Source organism: Streptomyces sp. NPDC001373 (assembly GCF_042895815.1).
Taxonomy (GTDB): domain Bacteria; phylum Actinomycetota; class Actinomycetes; order Streptomycetales; family Streptomycetaceae; genus Streptomyces.
Window position 1 is genome coordinate 149,515 of the sequence record NZ_JBIAWQ010000001.1, and the last position, 15,078, is coordinate 164,592.

At 71.4% G+C, this 15,078-nt stretch carries 18 protein-coding genes and 1 pseudogene; 1 reads left to right on the forward strand and 18 read right to left on the reverse strand.

What is annotated here, in order from left to right; genetic code table 11:
* Nucleotides 1–52: 52 nt before the first annotated feature.
* The 17 genes and pseudogenes from ACFY15_RS00780 to proS all read right to left on the reverse strand — a co-directional run bounded on the left by ACFY15_RS00780 (nt 53) and on the right by proS (nt 12,253).
* Nucleotides 53–370, reverse strand: coding sequence for a helix-turn-helix domain-containing protein (locus tag ACFY15_RS00780; RefSeq protein ID WP_390824837.1), 318 nt, complete (start codon nt 368–370; stop codon nt 53–55).
* Nucleotides 371–457: 87 nt separating this feature from the next.
* Nucleotides 458–1,897, reverse strand: a complete 1,440-nt coding sequence (locus ACFY15_RS00785) for a recombinase family protein (RefSeq protein WP_390824838.1) — start codon at nt 1,895–1,897, stop codon at nt 458–460.
* A 35-nt stretch (nt 1,898–1,932) separates the two neighbouring features.
* Nucleotides 1,933–2,190 (reverse strand): annotated as a pseudogene (locus ACFY15_RS00790) (magnesium chelatase domain-containing protein); the annotation flags it as partial.
* A complete protein-coding gene (locus tag ACFY15_RS00795; protein WP_390688956.1) occupies nt 2,190–2,561 on the reverse strand; it encodes a YraN family protein in 372 nt (123 codons plus the stop codon). The pseudogene ACFY15_RS00790 and the gene ACFY15_RS00795, both read right to left, overlap by 1 nt.
* 144 nt (nt 2,562–2,705) lie before the next feature.
* Nucleotides 2,706–3,014 carry a DUF2469 domain-containing protein gene (locus ACFY15_RS00800; protein ID WP_014675276.1) on the reverse strand — a complete coding sequence of 103 codons (309 nt, stop codon included), beginning with the start codon at nt 3,012–3,014 and terminating at the stop codon, nt 2,706–2,708.
* 55 nt (nt 3,015–3,069) lie between these two features.
* Nucleotides 3,070–3,585: an NUDIX hydrolase gene (locus ACFY15_RS00805; RefSeq protein WP_390688955.1), complete on the reverse strand. Its 516-nt coding sequence runs from the start codon at nt 3,583–3,585 to the stop codon at nt 3,070–3,072.
* Nucleotides 3,575–4,336, reverse strand: a complete 762-nt coding sequence (gene lepB / locus ACFY15_RS00810; RefSeq protein ID WP_390824839.1) for a signal peptidase I — start codon at nt 4,334–4,336, stop codon at nt 3,575–3,577. Before lepB (ACFY15_RS00810) ends, ACFY15_RS00805 begins: the two co-directional genes overlap by 11 nt.
* Before the next feature lie 60 nt (nt 4,337–4,396).
* Nucleotides 4,397–5,293: a signal peptidase I gene (gene lepB / locus ACFY15_RS00815; RefSeq protein ID WP_390824840.1), complete on the reverse strand. Its 897-nt coding sequence runs from the start codon at nt 5,291–5,293 to the stop codon at nt 4,397–4,399.
* Nucleotides 5,294–5,406: 113 nt separating this feature from the next.
* Nucleotides 5,407–6,159 (reverse strand): signal peptidase I, encoded by a 753-nt coding sequence (gene lepB, locus ACFY15_RS00820; RefSeq protein WP_390824841.1) that lies wholly within the window; start codon nt 6,157–6,159, stop codon nt 5,407–5,409.
* A 238-nt stretch (nt 6,160–6,397) separates the two neighbouring features.
* The gene (gene lepB / locus ACFY15_RS00825) at nt 6,398–7,141 is read right to left on the reverse strand and encodes a signal peptidase I (protein ID WP_390824842.1); all 744 of its coding nucleotides are present in this window, start codon (nt 7,139–7,141) and stop codon (nt 6,398–6,400) included.
* 44 nt (nt 7,142–7,185) lie between these two features.
* On the reverse strand, nt 7,186–7,536 hold the full coding sequence (gene rplS / locus ACFY15_RS00830) for a 50S ribosomal protein L19 (protein ID WP_030227407.1): 351 nt from the start codon (nt 7,534–7,536) through the stop codon (nt 7,186–7,188).
* A 132-nt stretch (nt 7,537–7,668) separates the two neighbouring features.
* A complete protein-coding gene (gene trmD, locus ACFY15_RS00835) occupies nt 7,669–8,490 on the reverse strand; it encodes a tRNA (guanosine(37)-N1)-methyltransferase TrmD (protein WP_390824843.1) in 822 nt (273 codons plus the stop codon).
* Nucleotides 8,490–9,074: a ribosome maturation factor RimM gene (gene rimM, locus ACFY15_RS00840; protein ID WP_390824844.1), complete on the reverse strand. Its 585-nt coding sequence runs from the start codon at nt 9,072–9,074 to the stop codon at nt 8,490–8,492. The genes trmD and rimM overlap by 1 nt, the downstream gene beginning before the upstream one ends.
* 85 nt (nt 9,075–9,159) lie before the next feature.
* On the reverse strand, nt 9,160–9,399 hold the full coding sequence (locus tag ACFY15_RS00845; RefSeq protein ID WP_042810017.1) for an RNA-binding protein: 240 nt from the start codon (nt 9,397–9,399) through the stop codon (nt 9,160–9,162).
* Nucleotides 9,400–9,401: 2 nt separating this feature from the next.
* The gene (gene rpsP, locus ACFY15_RS00850; protein WP_042810018.1) at nt 9,402–9,839 is read right to left on the reverse strand and encodes a 30S ribosomal protein S16; all 438 of its coding nucleotides are present in this window, start codon (nt 9,837–9,839) and stop codon (nt 9,402–9,404) included.
* A gap of 201 nt (nt 9,840–10,040) precedes the next feature.
* Nucleotides 10,041–10,637 (reverse strand): hypothetical protein, encoded by a 597-nt coding sequence (locus ACFY15_RS00855; protein WP_390688948.1) that lies wholly within the window; start codon nt 10,635–10,637, stop codon nt 10,041–10,043.
* Nucleotides 10,638–10,840: 203 nt separating this feature from the next.
* On the reverse strand, nt 10,841–12,253 hold the full coding sequence (gene proS / locus ACFY15_RS00860) for a proline--tRNA ligase (protein ID WP_390688947.1): 1,413 nt from the start codon (nt 12,251–12,253) through the stop codon (nt 10,841–10,843).
* A gap of 131 nt (nt 12,254–12,384) precedes the next feature.
* Here proS and ACFY15_RS00865 point away from each other — a divergent pair, with 131 nt between their 5' ends.
* Complete coding sequence (locus ACFY15_RS00865) at nt 12,385–13,092, forward strand: methyltransferase type 11 (RefSeq protein ID WP_390824845.1); 708 nt, start codon at nt 12,385–12,387, stop codon at nt 13,090–13,092.
* Between the two features lie 3 nt (nt 13,093–13,095).
* On the opposite strand, the gene ftsH is transcribed toward ACFY15_RS00865, so the two are convergent.
* Nucleotides 13,096–15,027: an ATP-dependent zinc metalloprotease FtsH gene (gene ftsH, locus ACFY15_RS00870; protein WP_390688945.1), complete on the reverse strand. Its 1,932-nt coding sequence runs from the start codon at nt 15,025–15,027 to the stop codon at nt 13,096–13,098.
* Nucleotides 15,028–15,078 lie beyond the last annotated feature (51 nt).

Sequence of the window (15,078 nt, forward strand, 5' to 3'; positions counted from 1 at the left end):
GGGGGGCCACGCCGGGAGCAGAGGCGCGGCCCCGCAGGCACGACAGTCCGACCTACTCGCGCACCAGGTCAGCGAGGGGTACGCCCAAGGCCTCAGAAATGATGATGAGCGTGTCGAGCAGCGGACTGGCCTGGCCCTGCTCGATACGGATGTAGGACGCCCGGTCGATGCCGGCGTGGAGGGCGAACGCCTCCTGCGTCCAGTTCCGCTTCAACCTGGCCGCTCGGATGGTGTCGCCGACCCGCTTTCGGCGGGCGATGACGTGAGGAGGCGGCGGTACGGAGCGTGGCACCTGTCCACGCTCTGCGCATCTTGATCGAATAGCTGTAGGGCAAAACCTACATTGTGTGATCACTGGGATCCCGGGCATCACACAGACCTCAGACCGGCCTCTCCCTGTCCTGCCCCCCAGGCGGCGGGAGCGGCTTAGAACGGGGCCCCACTACGGGGCCCCGTTCTACTTCTTCCAGGCGATCCGCACCGAGTCCGGGTCCCAGTACCCGCCACCCGGCTGACGTCCTCGCCGGGCTCGATGGATGGTGACCGTCATCAGATACGACAGCACTACGCGCTTCCGGGACAGGTCCAGGGCATTCCACGCGGCCTCGACGTCATCCGCCAGCACGAGCTCTGCCACCGGGTTCACCGAAACCGCGCGCGACAGCAGGGCCTCAGCATCCGCAATCCGCTTCTTCGCACCCTCGGAGGCCACCCGCCATGACCGGAGGTCCATCTCGCCACGGCCGAGCTCCGCCGACAGATCGTCGAGGAGTTCTCGGGCCTCCTTCATGTCCTCCTGCGCCCCACGGACGTCTACGGGCTCCTCGCGCTCCACCAACAGGTCGGCGGCGTCCGGACGCCCCAGACGCTCCAGCACGGCGAGCTGAACCATGTCGTCGATCAGGTCCCGCCGTCGGCTGATGTGGCCAAGGCAGCGATAGGCCGGCATCTGGTGCATCACCGGCCCGGACCCACATGTGCCCGAGATCACCGGCTTGCCACACTCGCCGCAGGTGTAGATACCGGTCCCCAGGGAGACGCGCGCCGTCCTGCCCACGTTGGTCCGGCGGGCGGGGTCCGTGAGGTGCCGGACGACGCTGCGCCACGTCGGCTCATCGAGCGCGGCCGGCCACTGGGCGGTGGCGACCTCCTGTCCGCGGTGCTCGCGGATGCCCGCGTTGCGCGGACGGATGAGCATCTTCTTGACCTCGTTGGGCCCCCACTCGCCGCCCGTGGAGGTCCTCACGCCCCGTTCGTTCCACTCGGCGGCGACGGCGCGCAGCGAGGCCCCGGCGAGGATCGCCTGGGCGGCGTGCTGGATCTGTGTGATCTCGTCATCAATGGGGGTGATCCCGTTGATTTCCCACCCGAATGGGCGACGCCCGCCGAAGTGCTTGCCGTGCTGCGCCATCTGTTCTCGGGCTCGCCTCTGCCGCTCGATCATGCGCTCGACCTCGTAGCGGGCCTGAACGCCGAGCTGGCGGGCGATCATCCGGCCCGTGGCCGTGGAAAGGTCGAGGTGGCCGGCCTTGACCGTGCGGGTGTCGATGCTGCGGGGTTCGCAGACGTCGATGTACTCCTCGAGCTCCAGGGGCCGCCGGTGGAGGCGGTCCGTGTGCCAGGCGAGGATGCAGTCCGTTCCGCCGTCGCGCATCCCCTGGAGCATGCGTAGGTAGTCGGGCCGCGGCTTGCCGGAGTAGGCGGAGAGGTCGTTGTCCTGGAAACGCTCGACGATTCGGAACTCGGCTTGCGGGGTGGACAGCTGCTCGGCGAGGGCGGTGATGTCCTCGAATTGGCGGGCCACGCCAAGGCCTGCGCCCTCACGGTCGGAGCTGATCCGGGCGTAGGCGAAGCAGCGGATCAGGCGGCGGCCGGAGGGCGTTGTGAGGGCGCTCATGGCTCCATGCTGGCACTTTAGTAGTGCCTTTGTCTGGCGTTTGCCAGGTCGAAATGGGCGCCGGATTTCGGCACGGAGGCCGGGCTGAGTCCGACCGTGAGCTTCTTCTGCGGCCAGGGCGCGCCGGAGTTCACCACCGCCGCCCGTACCCGGTCCCGGCTCTCGACCAGGGTCTTGTCGGGCAGGCCCACCAGGGTGAAGGCCGCCACCCCCGGTTCCAGGTCGGCCTGGACCTCCACCACGACGCCCTCGACGCCCACCAGGGCCACCGAGCAGGCCCGCGCGAACCCCATCACGCCACCCCCCGGACATGCTCGACGAGGGGCGCGCCGCGCCGGGGCAGCAGGACCCCGACCAGGTCGATCCGCACCCCGCCCGGGGGCGGTCCCCCGTGGTCGGCGAGCCAGCGGCCGGCCAGTCGGCGCAGCCGGTCGGCCTTCCCGGCCCGGACCGCGGCCATGGGGTGCTCGAAGTCCCCCATGCGGCGCGTCTTGACCTCGCACACGACGAGGGCGTCCCCGTCCCGCGCGACGATGTCGATCTCCCCGCCCCGGCACCGCCAGTTCCGGGCGATCACCGTCATCCCCGACTCGGTGAGCCTCCGCACGGCGAGCTCCTCGCCGTACCGGCCCAACGCCTGCCGTGCCACGCCCTTCGCGTCCATCCGGCACCACCTCCGGCACCGACGATCCCGCGGGCCGGCGCATCGAGTGGATCTTGGTGGACAACCCGGGCGCTGTGGACATCCGGCTCACCCGTGCGGGTGAACCGGCGAGCCCGGCGGGGAGCCTGGGGGATCTCGGCCGGCTCAGCCGCCGGGGAGTTCGAGGTCACTCTTGTTGAGCTCCTCGATGTTCACGTCCTTGAAGGTCAGAACCCGCACCTGCTTGACGAAGCGGGCGGGCCGGTACATGTCCCAGACCCAGGCATCGGCCATCGTGACCTCGAAGAACACCTCCCCCTGGACCGAGTGCACCTGCATCTCGTAGTCGTTGGTGAGGTAGAAACGGCGTTCGGTCTCGATCACGTACTTGAACAGCCCGACGACGTCGCGGTACTCCCGATAGAGCTTCAGCTCCATCTCGGTCTCGTACTTCTCGAGGTCCTCGGCGCTCATGGCATGTTCCCCTTCAGCCGTGCGTCCCCCTATTGTGCGCCAGCGCCGTGCGCCCCTAAACGATTTCCGGGGGCAGGACCACCGGAGCGTCCGGGGGACCGTCGTCGAGCAGCGTCCTCAGCAGCCCTGCGAGCTTGGTCGGGTACACCGTCTCACGGGCCGCGAGCAGTTCCTCGGAGGTCCACCATCTCGCCCCCGTGACGCTGCGCCGCTCGAGCGGGGTCAGCCCGTCCATCGCGGTCGCGGTCTGCGAGGTCCGGGCCAGGAAGTACCACTCGTCCTGCTCCCAGCGCAGGCCGTCGAAGGGGAAGGAGCAGTAGCGGTGCCACAGCACGGGACCCAGCTCCACCTCGGTGATCCCCGTCTCCTCCGCGAGTTCCCGCAGCGCGGCATCCTCGCGGGTCTCGTCGCCCTCCAGCCCGCCGCCCGGGGTGAACCACCAGTGGTCGGCGGGGTCGTCCGGTTCGAAGCCGTGCAGCAGCAGGATCCGGTCCGCCGGGTCCAGCAGTACCACCCGGGACACCTTCCGGGGCCGCCGCGCGCTCGGCTCCCCGGCTCGCTCAGCGTCCACCGGAGCGCCCCCGCGCCCGTCCGCGTCCCAGGACCCGGGCGACCGGCCCGTAGGCGGCCCCCAGCACCACCAGGGCGGCTCCGCCCAGCACCGCGGCCACCTGGAGCCGCAGCGGCCCGGGCTGCGAGATCCCGCCGGGGAGGGCCTCGAACACCCGGGGGCGTTCCAGCATCCCCGTGTTCGGCCAGGCCAGCGCGTCGACGCGGGCCACGACCGCCGAGCGGGGGACGGTCCCCTGGCCGGCGTCCTGGAGGTGCGCCCGCGAGTCGAGGGAGCCGGAGCGCCGGTCACCCATCAGGAAGAGGTTGCCCTCGGGCACGGTGACCTCGAAGGAGGTCGTGCCCGCGGCCAGCGCGTCGCGCCCGGCCTGGTCCACATAGGGCTCTTCGAGCGGTTTTCCGTTCACGGTCAGCTGTCCTCCCTGGCCGCAGCAGCCGACGGTGTCGCCGCCGACGGCCACGACGCGCTTGACCATGGGCGAGTCGCTCCACTGGGCGTCCTTGAAGACGACCACGTCGCCGCGGCGCACCTCGGCGCCGCCGATCCGCTGCGCCAGCACCCGGTCGCCCGGCTGCACGGTGGGGACCATGGAGTTCGTCGGCACCGTATAGGGCTGGTACACCAACGCCCCCCAGACGAAGCCGCCGAGGAAGAGCGCGAAGCCGATGGCCACGGCGATGCCCGACAACGTGTTGCCGAGGCCGCCGCGGCCATCTGTCGCGCTCGCGCGTATTGCCTGTGTTCCGCCCATTGGTGCGCCCCCATACCCGGAGATGGCCGCCACCCGGCGGTGTCCGGCCTGGGCGGCACCCTACCGGGCGGTACGCCCCTGGGTCAGCCTCCGTCGGCGCCACAGGACGAGGGGCACGGCACCCACGAGGCCCAGGGCCGCCGAGTTGACGTCGGCCACGCCGGGACCGGCGGCCTGCGGCGAGTGCAGGGGCGCCGGGAGCTGCTTGTCGATGCCCTTCTGGTCGAAGGTGTCCGGGACCGGCAGGGTGGCCCAGCGGGTGATCGGCCAGGCGACGACAACGGCCCGTCCGACGACGTCGCTGACCGGTACGAAGCCCTGGGTGGAGTCCTGCATGTGGTAGCGGGAGTCCTGGGAGTTCTGACGGTGGTCGCCCATCACCCAGATCTTGCCCTTGGGCACGGTGATCGGCCCGAAGGGCGCGTCGTCGCAGGGGGTGTTTCCGGGATAGATGTACGGCTCGTCCAGCGCCTTGCCGTTGACGACGACCGGGCCGCCGCGCTTGCACTCCACGGTGTCCCCGCCGATGGCGATGGTCCGTTTGATCAGGTCCTTCTCCTCGGCGGACGGCATCAGGCCGATCCAGCTGAGGACCTTCTGCACGACGTTGGGCTCGGGGGTGGGCTCCCCCTCCAGCCAGTGCGCCGGGTCGTGGAACACGACGACCTCGCCGCGCTCGGGCTCCGAGCCGAACCACGGGGTCAGTTTGTCCACGAGCACCCGGTCACCGCGCTGCAGGGTGTTCTGCATCGAGTCGGACGGGATCGAGAACGCCTGGACCAGGAAGGTCTTGATCAGCAGGGCCAGCACCAGGGCGATGCCGATGAGGAGCGGGAGCTCCTTCCAGAAGGAGCGGTGCTGACTCGCCTCCGCACCCGCCTCGTCGGTCTCGTGCGTGACGGCATCGTCCGGCCGCTCCTCGCCCTCATCGCGTCCGGATCGAGCGCCTACCGCCACATCCCCCACATCCACTCCTCACTCGGAAACCACCGCCCGCACCGGAACAGAAGCGGGCCCTCCCCTCCCTTAACGAGCGGGAGTTCCCTAAGGCGCGGGAGACCGGGAACACACTATGCGAACGCGGTGCCCCGACGGCGCCCGCCGGGCCGCTGGCGCCGCCCGGCGCGTACCGGATCCGGAACGTCGAGGAAGGTGGCGGGCTGCTCCAGCCGGCGCCAGTGGTCGAACGGCCAGGCGATCACCACGGCCTGTCCCACCACGCCCTTCTCGTCGATGGTGCCCTCGAACGCCTCGTCGAGGTGGTAGCGGGAATCGGCCGAGTTGGCGCGGTGGTCGCCCATAACGAAGAGCCGCCCGGCGGGTACGTGCACCTCGAAGGGGATGTCGGAGGGCGAGTTCCCCGGTGACACGTAAGGCTCATCGAGCGGCCTGCCGTTGACGGTCACCCGTCCCCGTTTGTCGCAGCACGCCACGGTGTCGCCGCCGATGCCGATGACCCGCTTGATCAGATCCTGCTCGTCGGCCGAGGGCAGCAGGCCGATGAAGGTCAGGGTCTGCTTGATCTGCTTGAGGCCGGGCGGGTCCTGGGCCGGCCGGGCCGCCTCGCCCTTGAGCCAGCCTCCGGGGTCCTTGAAGACGACGACGTCCCCCCGCTCGACCTTGGAGCCGAACCAGGGGGTCAGCTTGTCCACCAGCACCCGGTCGCCGATCCGGATCGTCTGCTCCATCGAGCCGGACGGGATGAAGAACGCCTGGACGAGGAAGGTCTTGAGGACCAGGGCTATGCACAGGGCCACCGCCACCAGCAGCGGCAGTTCGCCCACCCGCCGGGTGCGCCGGCGCCTGCGCACCTTGCGTGCCATCCGGCGCCGCTGGGCCCGCCCGCCGCCCTCCGCCGGATCCGCCGACGGCTCGGACCCGGCCCGGGAAGCGGGTCCGGGACCGGCATCGGGACCGGCATCGGGACCGGCATCGGCATCGGGCTGGGCACCGGGCCGGGAACCCGCCTGCGGCCGCGCCTTCGCCCCGGGCCCGCTCCCGCGCCCGGGTCCCGGCTCCGGGCGCTGCTCCCGCTCCCGGCCGCCCCGCGGCCGCCCCCGGCTACCCATGCGGGCCCCCGGGCGCGGCCGCCGCGGACAGACCGTCCCAGCGGGACGGCGGCCAGCCGATCCAGTCGGCCCGCCCGATCACCTTCTCCACCGGCACCATCCCCCCGCCCGGCTCCCCCAGGTGGTCCCGCGAGTCCCGGGACTGGGAGCGGTGGTCGCCCATGACCCACAGGGCGCCCAGCGGGACCACGATCCGGAAGGGCACCTTCGAGGGGGTGTCGCCGGGGTACAGGTACGGCTCGTCCACGGCGACCCCGTTGACCCGGATCCGGCCGCCCGCGTCACAGCAGACCACGTCGTCCCCGCCGACGCCCACGACCCGCTTCACGAAGTCGGTGTCCGAGGGCTCCGCCAGCCCCAGCGCCGAGAACACGCCGTGCACGGCGTCGCCGACCGGGTTGCCGCGGGCGGGCTCCCGTACGAAGGACCCGGTGCCGTCGAAGACCACCACGTCCCCCCGCTTCGGCGTCGAGCCGAAACGGTACGCCAGCTTGTTCACCAGGAGCCGGTCGCCGACCCGCAGGGTCGGCTGCATGGACCGGCTGGGGATCAGGAAGGGCTGGACCACGAAATTGCTGACCAGCAGCAGGAAGACCGTGCAGACCACGCCCAGCACCCCGGCCCGCCGCCAGGGGCCGGAGGTGCCGCGCGTCCTGGAAAACGCGAAGCGCGACCGCCCCTCCCCCTGTTCGGGGGAGGAGCGGCCGCGCTGTGTGAGCTCTGCTTCGGTGTCCATCGGGGGCGAGCCTATCCGGCCGTCCCCTGGACCCGGAGAGGAGATCAGCGGTCGCGCTTCTCCTTGATCTTCGCGGCCTTGCCGCGGAGCTCACGGAGGAAGTACAGCTTGGCGCGACGCACGTCACCGCGGGTGACGAGCTCGATCTTCTCGAAGATCGGGGAGTGGACCGGGAAGGTACGCTCCACGCCGACGCTGAAGGAGACCTTGCGGACCGTGAAGGTCTCCGAGACGCCGGAGCCCTGGCGGCGGATGACAACACCCTTGAACTGCTGGATACGGGAGCGGTTGCCCTCGATCACGCGGACGTGCACGTTGATCGTGTCACCCGGGCGGAAGGCCGGGACGTCCGTACGCAGGGAGGCGGCGTTGACGCCATCGAGCAGGTGAGACATGAGTTCGTCTGCTTTCTTCGCACGACGCCACAGGTCGCCGGTGCGGGTTTCCGTAGAGAATTCGAGAGCCGTGTCACCCGGCGGACGACGATCCCCCTGTGGCAGGGGCGTACGCGAGCACACAGCAGCCGCCTATTCTTCCACGGCCTCAGGCCTGCGCCAAAATCGGCCGTCTCCGGACGGTTTCCAGCCCAGGATGCTCAGGATCTCCCGGTCCTTCTTGTCGAAGGCGGAGGCCTCGCAGCGCTCGATCAGGTCGGGGCGGTTCTGCGCGGTGCGGCGGAAGGCCTCGTCCCGGCGCCAGCGGGCGATCTTCCCGTGGTGGCCGCTGAGCAGCACCTCGGGGATCTCCCGCCCGCGCCACTGCGGGGGCTTGGTGTAGACGGGGCCCTCCAGCAGGTTGGCCATCTCGCCGGGGGCGAAGGAGTCGTCGCGGTGCGATTCGGCGTTGCCGAGCACCCCGGGCAGCAGCCGGGCGACCGCCTCGGTGACGACCAGGACGGCGGCCTCGCCGCCCGCCAGGACGTAGTCGCCGATGGACACCTCGTACACCGGCATGCGCGTGGCGTACTCGTCCATGACGCGGCGGTCGATGCCCTCGTACCGGGCGGGGGTGAAGATCAGCCACGGGCGCTCGGAGAGCTCGACGGCCAGTTCCTGGGTGAAGGGCCGGCCGCTGGGGGTGGGGACCACCATGACCGGGCCGTGGGCGCCGGACTCGTAGCCCTCCGCCAGGGCCGCGTCCAGGGCCTCGCCCCACGGCTCGGTCTTCATCACCATGCCGGGACCGCCGCCGTACGGGGTGTCGTCGACCGTGTTGTGCCGGTCGTACGTCCAGTCCCGCAGGTCGTGCACGTGGACGTCGAGCTGCCCGCGGGCCCGCGCCTTGCCGACGAGGGAGACGTTCAGGGGCTCCAGGTACTCCGGGAAGATCGTGACGACGTCGAGCCTCATCAGGCGTCGTCCCCGGACTTCGCGGCCTCGGCCGCCTCCGCCGCCTCGGCGTCGCGGGCGGAGGCGATCTCGGCGCGGTCGTCGATCAGCCCCGGCGGCGGGGTGATGACGCAGCGCTGCTCCTCCAGGTCGATCTCGGCGACGATCTCCTCGACGAAGGGGATCATCACCTCGGAGCCGTCCGGCCGCTCGACGATGAACAGGTCCTGCGAGGGGAGGTGGGAGATCTCGGTGATCCGGCCGATCTCCGTGCCGTCCTCCAGCACCACGTCCAGGTCCATCAGCTGGTGGTCGTAGTACTCGTCCTCCTCCTCCGGCAGCTCCGCGGGGTCCACGTCCGCGATGAGGAGGGTGTTGCGCAGCGCCTCGGCGGCGGTGCGGTCCTTGACCCCCGCGAAGCGCAGCAGGAGCCGGCCGCTGTGCACCCGGCCCGCCTCGATGGTCAGCGGGCCCGCCGACGCCGGGTCGGTGCGCAGCACGGCACCGGGGCTGAGCCGCAGCTCGGGCTCGTCCGTGCGCACCTCGACGGTGATCTCACCCTTGATGCCGTGGGCGCGGCCGATCCGCGCGACTACCAGCTCCACTGTGTTTGTGCCTCTCCTGTTCAGACGACGACGGGCCGGGGCGGGCACGTATGCCCTCCCCGGCCCGTGCCGGTGATTCAACTGCTCAGCGGACCTGGTCCACGTCGACGAGGTCGACGCGGATCCCCCGCCCGCCGATGGCGCCCACGACGGTACGCAGCGCACGTGCGGTGCGGCCGTTGCGGCCGATCACCTTCCCGAGGTCCTCGGGGTGCACCCGAACCTCGAGCACCTGCCCGCGGCGCAGGTTGCGCGAGGCGACCTGCACGTCGTCGGGGTTGTCCACAATGCCCTTTACGAGGTGCTCAAGAGCCTCCTCGAGCATGATCAGGCCTCGGTCGACTCGGCGGCGGCGTCAGCCTCGTCCGCCTTCTTGTCGGCCTTCTTCTTCTGCGTGATGGCCTCGCCCTTGGCCTCGCCGATGCCCTCGAGGGCCTTGGCGAACTCGTCGAAGGAGCGACGCTTGTCTTCCTTCGTCGCCGGCTGCAGCAGCGGCGCGGGGGCCGGGAGGCCCTTGTGCGCCTGCCAGTCACCGGTGAGCTTCAGAATGGCGAGAACGGCGTCGGTGGGCTGGGCGCCCACGGACAGCCAGTACTGCGCGCGCTCGGCGTTGACCTCAATGCGCGAGGGGTTGTACGTCGGCTGGTAGATGCCGATCTCCTCGATCGCGCGACCGTCCCGGCGGGTGCGGGCGTCGGCGACGACGATGCGGTAGTGCGGGGAACGGATCTTGCCGAGGCGCTTGAGCTTGATCTTGACTGCCACTGGAGTGGTGTCTCCTGAACTTGACGTGGTTGGGCACTTGAGATGCCACGTGGGGTTGCGGTACTCGGGTGCCCGACGGACGCGTCAGCCGGAGGAGAGAGGGGTCCTGTGCGACTGTCGAGTACAGCTGCCCATTGTGCCACATGCCCGCGGCGCCTCCGAGCGGGGAGGATCACCACACCGCCCGCCGGGGGCGCCGCTTCAGGAGGCCGCCGCGGTGGCGACCTCGGGGATGCGGAACGGCTTCATGCAGCCGCCGCAGACGATCGGAGCCTGGGCGAGCACGGAGGGGACGACCCGCACGTTGCGCCCGCAGTCGCAGACCGCCTTGACCCGCACGCCGCCGCCCGAGGAGCCGTGCCGGGCGGCCGGACCGCGGAAGCTGCGCTTGGTGTCGGCGGCCGTGGCGGCCGTGTGCGCCTTGAGGGCGCGCTGGAGCCGCTCGATCGTGGGCCGGTAGCGCTTCTTGGCCTCGGAATTGAGGAAGACCAGCGAGAACCCGCTGCTGGCGTGCGGCTCCTCGGAGTGGTCCAGCCCCATCTCCTCGGCGATCGCGAGGAATCTGCGGTTGTGGTAGCGGCCCGCTCGCGAGGTGTCACGGACCCCGCGGGCGGCCGCGATGCCGTGGACTGCCTCGTGCAGCAGTCGCTCGAAGGAGAGTTCGGCGCCACAGGCGGACGAGGACTCTCCGATCAGGGACTCGGGCGCGGCAAGGTCAGGCAGCTCGGGGTGGTACCGCTGAATGTCGGCCCACGCCTGCGCCAGCTCTGCGGCGAGAACAGGTGGTGTCGTGCTCACGTCGTGACAACGAGCCGGGGTGCCCCGGTGTTCCGATTCCGGGCCATTCCAAATTTTTTGCACGTACCAGTCAGTTCAGTCTCATGCGTCCCGACGAGGACGGGTGCGCCGATCCCAGGAGGAGTCGGTACGTAACGCCGACCAAAAAAACCAGCCCCCGGCGCACGGCCGAAACCGCGCGCCGGGGGCGTGGAAGCTGGGGCTCAGTACGAGCGCGCGACGATCGCGAGAGTACCCGGGGCGTCGTCAGCCTCCGGAACCGACCCGTCCTCGGCCACCAGGCAGCGGACGGTCACGGCCTGCTCGCCGAGCTTGGCCTCGCCCTCCGGGCCCAGGACGCTCCACGGGATCCGCGCCCAGCCGCCGGCGAGGGCGGCCTCGGCGGCCTCCTCGACGGTGGCGACGTCGGTCGTGCGGGACACCCGGCGCTCGCGGGACTCGCGCAGCAGCTGGGCCTGGTCCTCGTCGAGCACCTTGGGCAGCAGGTCGGCCAGCGCGTCGATCTGCACCGGCTCCTTCCCGCCGGGGATCCGGCGGGCCAGCATCGCGGTGCCGTTCTCCAGGTCGCGGGGGCCGATCTCGATGCGAACCGGTACTCCCTTGAGCTCCCAGTCCACGGCGCGGCGGCCGAACGGGGTGTCGACGCGGTCGTCGACGTGCACGCGCAGGCCCGCGGCCTTCAGCTGCGCACCGAGCTCGCGGACCTTGGCCACCGCCTCGTCGCCCTTGATCGCCATGACGACGACCTGGACGTGCGCCAGGCGCGGCGGGACGCGCAGGCCGTTGTCGTCGCCGTGGGACATGATCAAACCGCCGACCATGCGGGTCGAGACGCCCCACGAGGTCTGCCAGACCAGCTCCTGCTGCCCCTCCTTGGAGAGGTAGGAGGTGTTGAAGGCCTTGGCGAAGTTGGTGCCGAGCTCGTGGCTCGTACCCATCTGCAGGGCCTTGCCGTCGCCCATCATGCCCTCGAGGGTGAGGGTGTTGATGGCGCCGGCGAAGCGCTCCTTGGGGGTCTTGCGGCCGAGCACGACGTCGATGCCGAGCACGTTGGTCATGAAGTCGCCGTACACGTTCCGGTGGATGTGCGCGGCGTAGTCGCGGGCGTCCTCGTACGTGGCGTGGGCGGTGTGGCCCTCCTGCCAGAGGAACTCGCTCGTCCGGAGGAACACGCGGGGACGCATCTCCCAGCGGACCACGTTGGCCCACTGGTTGATCAGCAGGGGCAGGTCCCGGTAGCTCTGGACCCACTTGGAGAAGTAGTCGTTGATGATCGTCTCGGAGGTGGGCCGGACGACGACCGGCTCCTCGAGCTCCTTGCCGCCGCCGTGGGTGACGACCGCGAGCTCGGGGGCGAAGCCCTCGACGTGCTCCGCCTCCCTGGTCAGGTACGACTGGGGGATGAACAGCGGGAAGTAGGCGTTCTGGGCACCGGCTTCCTTGATCCGGGCGTCCATCTCCTGCTGCATCCGCTCCCACAGGCCGTAGCCGTACGGTCGGATGACCATGGTGCCGCGGACCGGACCGTTGTCGGCCAGCTCGGCCTTGTTGATCAGATCCTGGTACCAGCGGGGGAAATCCTCCGCCTGCGGGGTGAGAACGGGTGCCTTTGCCATGGCGCGAATGGTACGGCGCCGGGCACCGGATGCGTGAATCGGGTGGCGCACTCCTCTGGACGCGGGGGCCGATGGGGAGTTCTCTGGCAACGGGGGCAAGGGGGCGAGACGGAATCAGGAGCGCTCTTTCGATGACACCGACGCCGACGGCGACGCTCGTCGCCCGTGACTGGGCGGAGATCCAGGAACGGATGCTGGTACCGCTGTACGAGGCGGTCTACGACCGGCTGGAGGTCGGGCCCGGAACCCGGCTGCTGGGGCTCGACTGCGGGGCCGGGCTGCCCCTGCTGCTGGCCGCCGGACGGGGCGCCGTCGCCACGGGCGTGGAGGCGGACCCGGCCCGGCGGGCGCTGGCCCGCGAGCGGCTGCTGGAGGTGGCGGCCGCTCCCCCGGTGCCCGCGGCCCGCCCCTACGACGTGCTGCTGGCCTTCTCGCCCGCCGCGGGCGCCCTGGAGGCGGCTCTGCCCGCGGTCCGGCGGGGCGGGGCGGTGGTGCTGGCCGGATGGGGTCCGGCCGAGCGGTGCACGGTGCCGGCGGTGCTCGGCGGCGGGCCGGTGGTCCGGGACCTGGACGCGGTGGTGGAGGGTGCCGGGCTGGTGCCGGACGGGTCGGGGCGGGTGTTCTGCCCCTTCGGGTACGCCGACGCGGACAGCGCCGTGCGCGGGCTGCTGTCGACCGGCATGTACCCCGTCGCGGGGACCGGGTCCGGGCCCTGCGCGGCGGCCGACCCGGCGCTGGCGGAGAAGGAGCTGGCGGAGGCCCTTCACCCGTACGAGCGGTCCGACGGCGCGGTGTGGCTGCCGAACATCCTGCGGTACGTCATCGCCCGGGTGGCGTAGCGCTCAGCGTGTGCCGTGGTCCTTGGCGGTCCGGGGGATGCCGGCCGCCTCGTACGCGGCGTGCTCGTCGAGGGTCTCGGCCGCCAGGAGGGCCTCCGCCAGGGCGTCGAGCCTGGGGCGGTGCTCGGTGAGCAGGCGGCAGGCCTCCTCGTAGCACTCGTCCACGATCCGCCGCATCTCGTGGTCCACGGCGTCGAGGGTGGCGGGGGCGGCGGTCAGGCCGTAGGGGCCCTGGCCGTCGGACGGAATCGCGGTCAGGCGGCCGACGCGCTCGCTCATGCCCCAGCGGCCGACCATGCCGCGGGCGAGGTTGGTGACCTGTTCGAGGTCGCTCTCGGCGCCCGTGGTGATGACGTCGTAGACGACGTGTTCGGCGGCCATGCCCCCGAGCGCGCCGATGATCCGGCCCCGCAGGTAGGGCTCGGTGTACGCGTAGCGGTCGGCGTCGGGGGTGGAGAGGGTGACGCCGAGCGCGCGGCCGCGCGGCACGATGGTGATCTTGCGGACGGGGTCGGCACCCGGCTGGAGCATGCCCAGCAGGGCGTGGCCGCTCTCGTGGTATGCCGTGCGGCGGCGCTCCTCCTCCGGCATCACGAGGGGGCGCTCGGCGCCGAGCTGGACCTTCTCCAGGGCGTCGGAGAGGTCGGCCTGGGTGACCGCGTCCTGTCGGCGCCTGACGGCCAGCAGGGCGGCCTCGTTGGCGAGGTTGGCGAGCTCGGCGCCGGTCATCCCGGGGGTGGTGCGGGCGACCTGGGCCAGGTCCACGCCGGCCGCGAGGGGGATCTCGCGGGTGTGGATGCGCAGGATCGCCTCGCGGCCGGCCTTGTCGGGCGGGGCGACGACGACCGTGCGGTCGAAGCGGCCGGGGCGGGTCAGGGCGGGGTCGAGGACGTCGGCGCGGTTGGTGGCGGCCACCACGACCACGCCCTCGGAGCCGGAGAAGCCGTCCATCTCGGTGAGGATCTGGTTGAGGGTCTGCTCGCGCTCGTCGTGGCCGCCCATGGCGGCGGAGCCGCCGCGGACCCTCCCGATGGTGTCGATCTCGTCGATGAAGATGATCGCCGGGGCCACCTTGCGGGCCTCGGCGAACAGCTCGCGCACGCGGGAGGCGCCGACGCCGACGATCATCTCGATGAACTCGGAGGCGGACGCGGAGAAGAACGGCACCCCGGCCTCGCCCGCGACGGCGCGGGCCAGCAGGGTCTTGCCGGTGCCGGGCGGGCCGGCGAGCAGCACGCCGCCGGGCATGCGGGCGCCCAGCCGGTGGTACTGCGCGGGGTTCTTCAGGAAGTCCACGACCTCGCTGAGCTCGCCCTTGACCTCGTCGATCCCGGCCACGTCCTCGAAGGTGGTGCGTCCGGGGCCCTCCAGCTCGACGGGCCTGGGCGGCGCCTTGCGGCCGAACCCGCCGGGTCCGCCCAGGGCGGAGCCCATCCGGCGGGCGATGAGCAGCCACAGGGCCACCAGGATCAGCATCGGGGCGAGGGAGAACAGCAGGTTGGCCAGAAAGCTGCGCTGCTCGACCACCGGGGAGGCGGTGACGGTGACGCCCTTGGAGGTGAGGCCGGCCCACAGCTGGTCGTCGGCGAAGGCGGGGCGCTGGGTGACGAACTTGGTGTAGTCGCCCTCGCCGCCGGGGACGGGCTGCTTGGCCTTCAGCTCGCCCTGGATGGCGTCGCCCTTGGAGTAGATCTTCTCGACGTTGCCGTCGGCGACCTGCCTGCTGAACTCGGTGTACGAGATCGTCGGCCCGTCGCCCTCGTTGAAGAAGGACAGCACGACGTTGGCGATCAGGTAGACGATCAGGGCGGCGAGGATCAGCCCGCGCCAGCCGCCGGGCGGCCTCCTGCGGGGCGGCGGGCCGGGCGGGGCGCCCTCCGAGCGCCAGGGGGTGTCGGCCCGGTCGCGCGGCGGTACGGGGGTGGGGCTGGGCACGGGGGCGCCTCCTTATGCCGTCCCCCCGGCCGACCCTAAGCGACGCGGCAC

What these genes read in the sequence shown, in the direction of transcription:
- ACFY15_RS00780 (WP_390824837.1), bottom strand. Translation starts at nt 370, where the DNA reads ATGCCCGGGATCCCAGTGATCACACAATGTAGGTTTTGCCCTACAGCT.
- ACFY15_RS00785 (WP_390824838.1), bottom strand. Translation starts at nt 1,897, where the DNA reads ATGAGCGCCCTCACAACGCCCTCCGGCCGCCGCCTGATCCGCTGCTTC.
- ACFY15_RS00795 (WP_390688956.1), bottom strand. Translation starts at nt 2,561, where the DNA reads ATGGACGCGAAGGGCGTGGCACGGCAGGCGTTGGGCCGGTACGGCGAG.
- ACFY15_RS00800 (WP_014675276.1), bottom strand. Translation starts at nt 3,014, where the DNA reads ATGAGCGCCGAGGACCTCGAGAAGTACGAGACCGAGATGGAGCTGAAG.
- lepB (WP_390824839.1), bottom strand. Translation starts at nt 4,336, where the DNA reads ATGGGCGGAACACAGGCAATACGCGCGAGCGCGACAGATGGCCGCGGC.
- lepB (WP_390824841.1), bottom strand. Translation starts at nt 6,159, where the DNA reads ATGGCACGCAAGGTGCGCAGGCGCCGGCGCACCCGGCGGGTGGGCGAA.
- lepB (WP_390824842.1), bottom strand. Translation starts at nt 7,141, where the DNA reads ATGGACACCGAAGCAGAGCTCACACAGCGCGGCCGCTCCTCCCCCGAA.
- rplS (WP_030227407.1), bottom strand. Translation starts at nt 7,536, where the DNA reads ATGTCTCACCTGCTCGATGGCGTCAACGCCGCCTCCCTGCGTACGGAC.
- trmD (WP_390824843.1), bottom strand. Translation starts at nt 8,490, where the DNA reads ATGAGGCTCGACGTCGTCACGATCTTCCCGGAGTACCTGGAGCCCCTG.
- ACFY15_RS00845 (WP_042810017.1), bottom strand. Translation starts at nt 9,399, where the DNA reads ATGCTCGAGGAGGCTCTTGAGCACCTCGTAAAGGGCATTGTGGACAAC.
- proS (WP_390688947.1), bottom strand. Translation starts at nt 12,253, where the DNA reads ATGGCAAAGGCACCCGTTCTCACCCCGCAGGCGGAGGATTTCCCCCGC.
- ACFY15_RS00865 (WP_390824845.1), top strand. Translation starts at nt 12,385, where the DNA reads ATGACACCGACGCCGACGGCGACGCTCGTCGCCCGTGACTGGGCGGAG.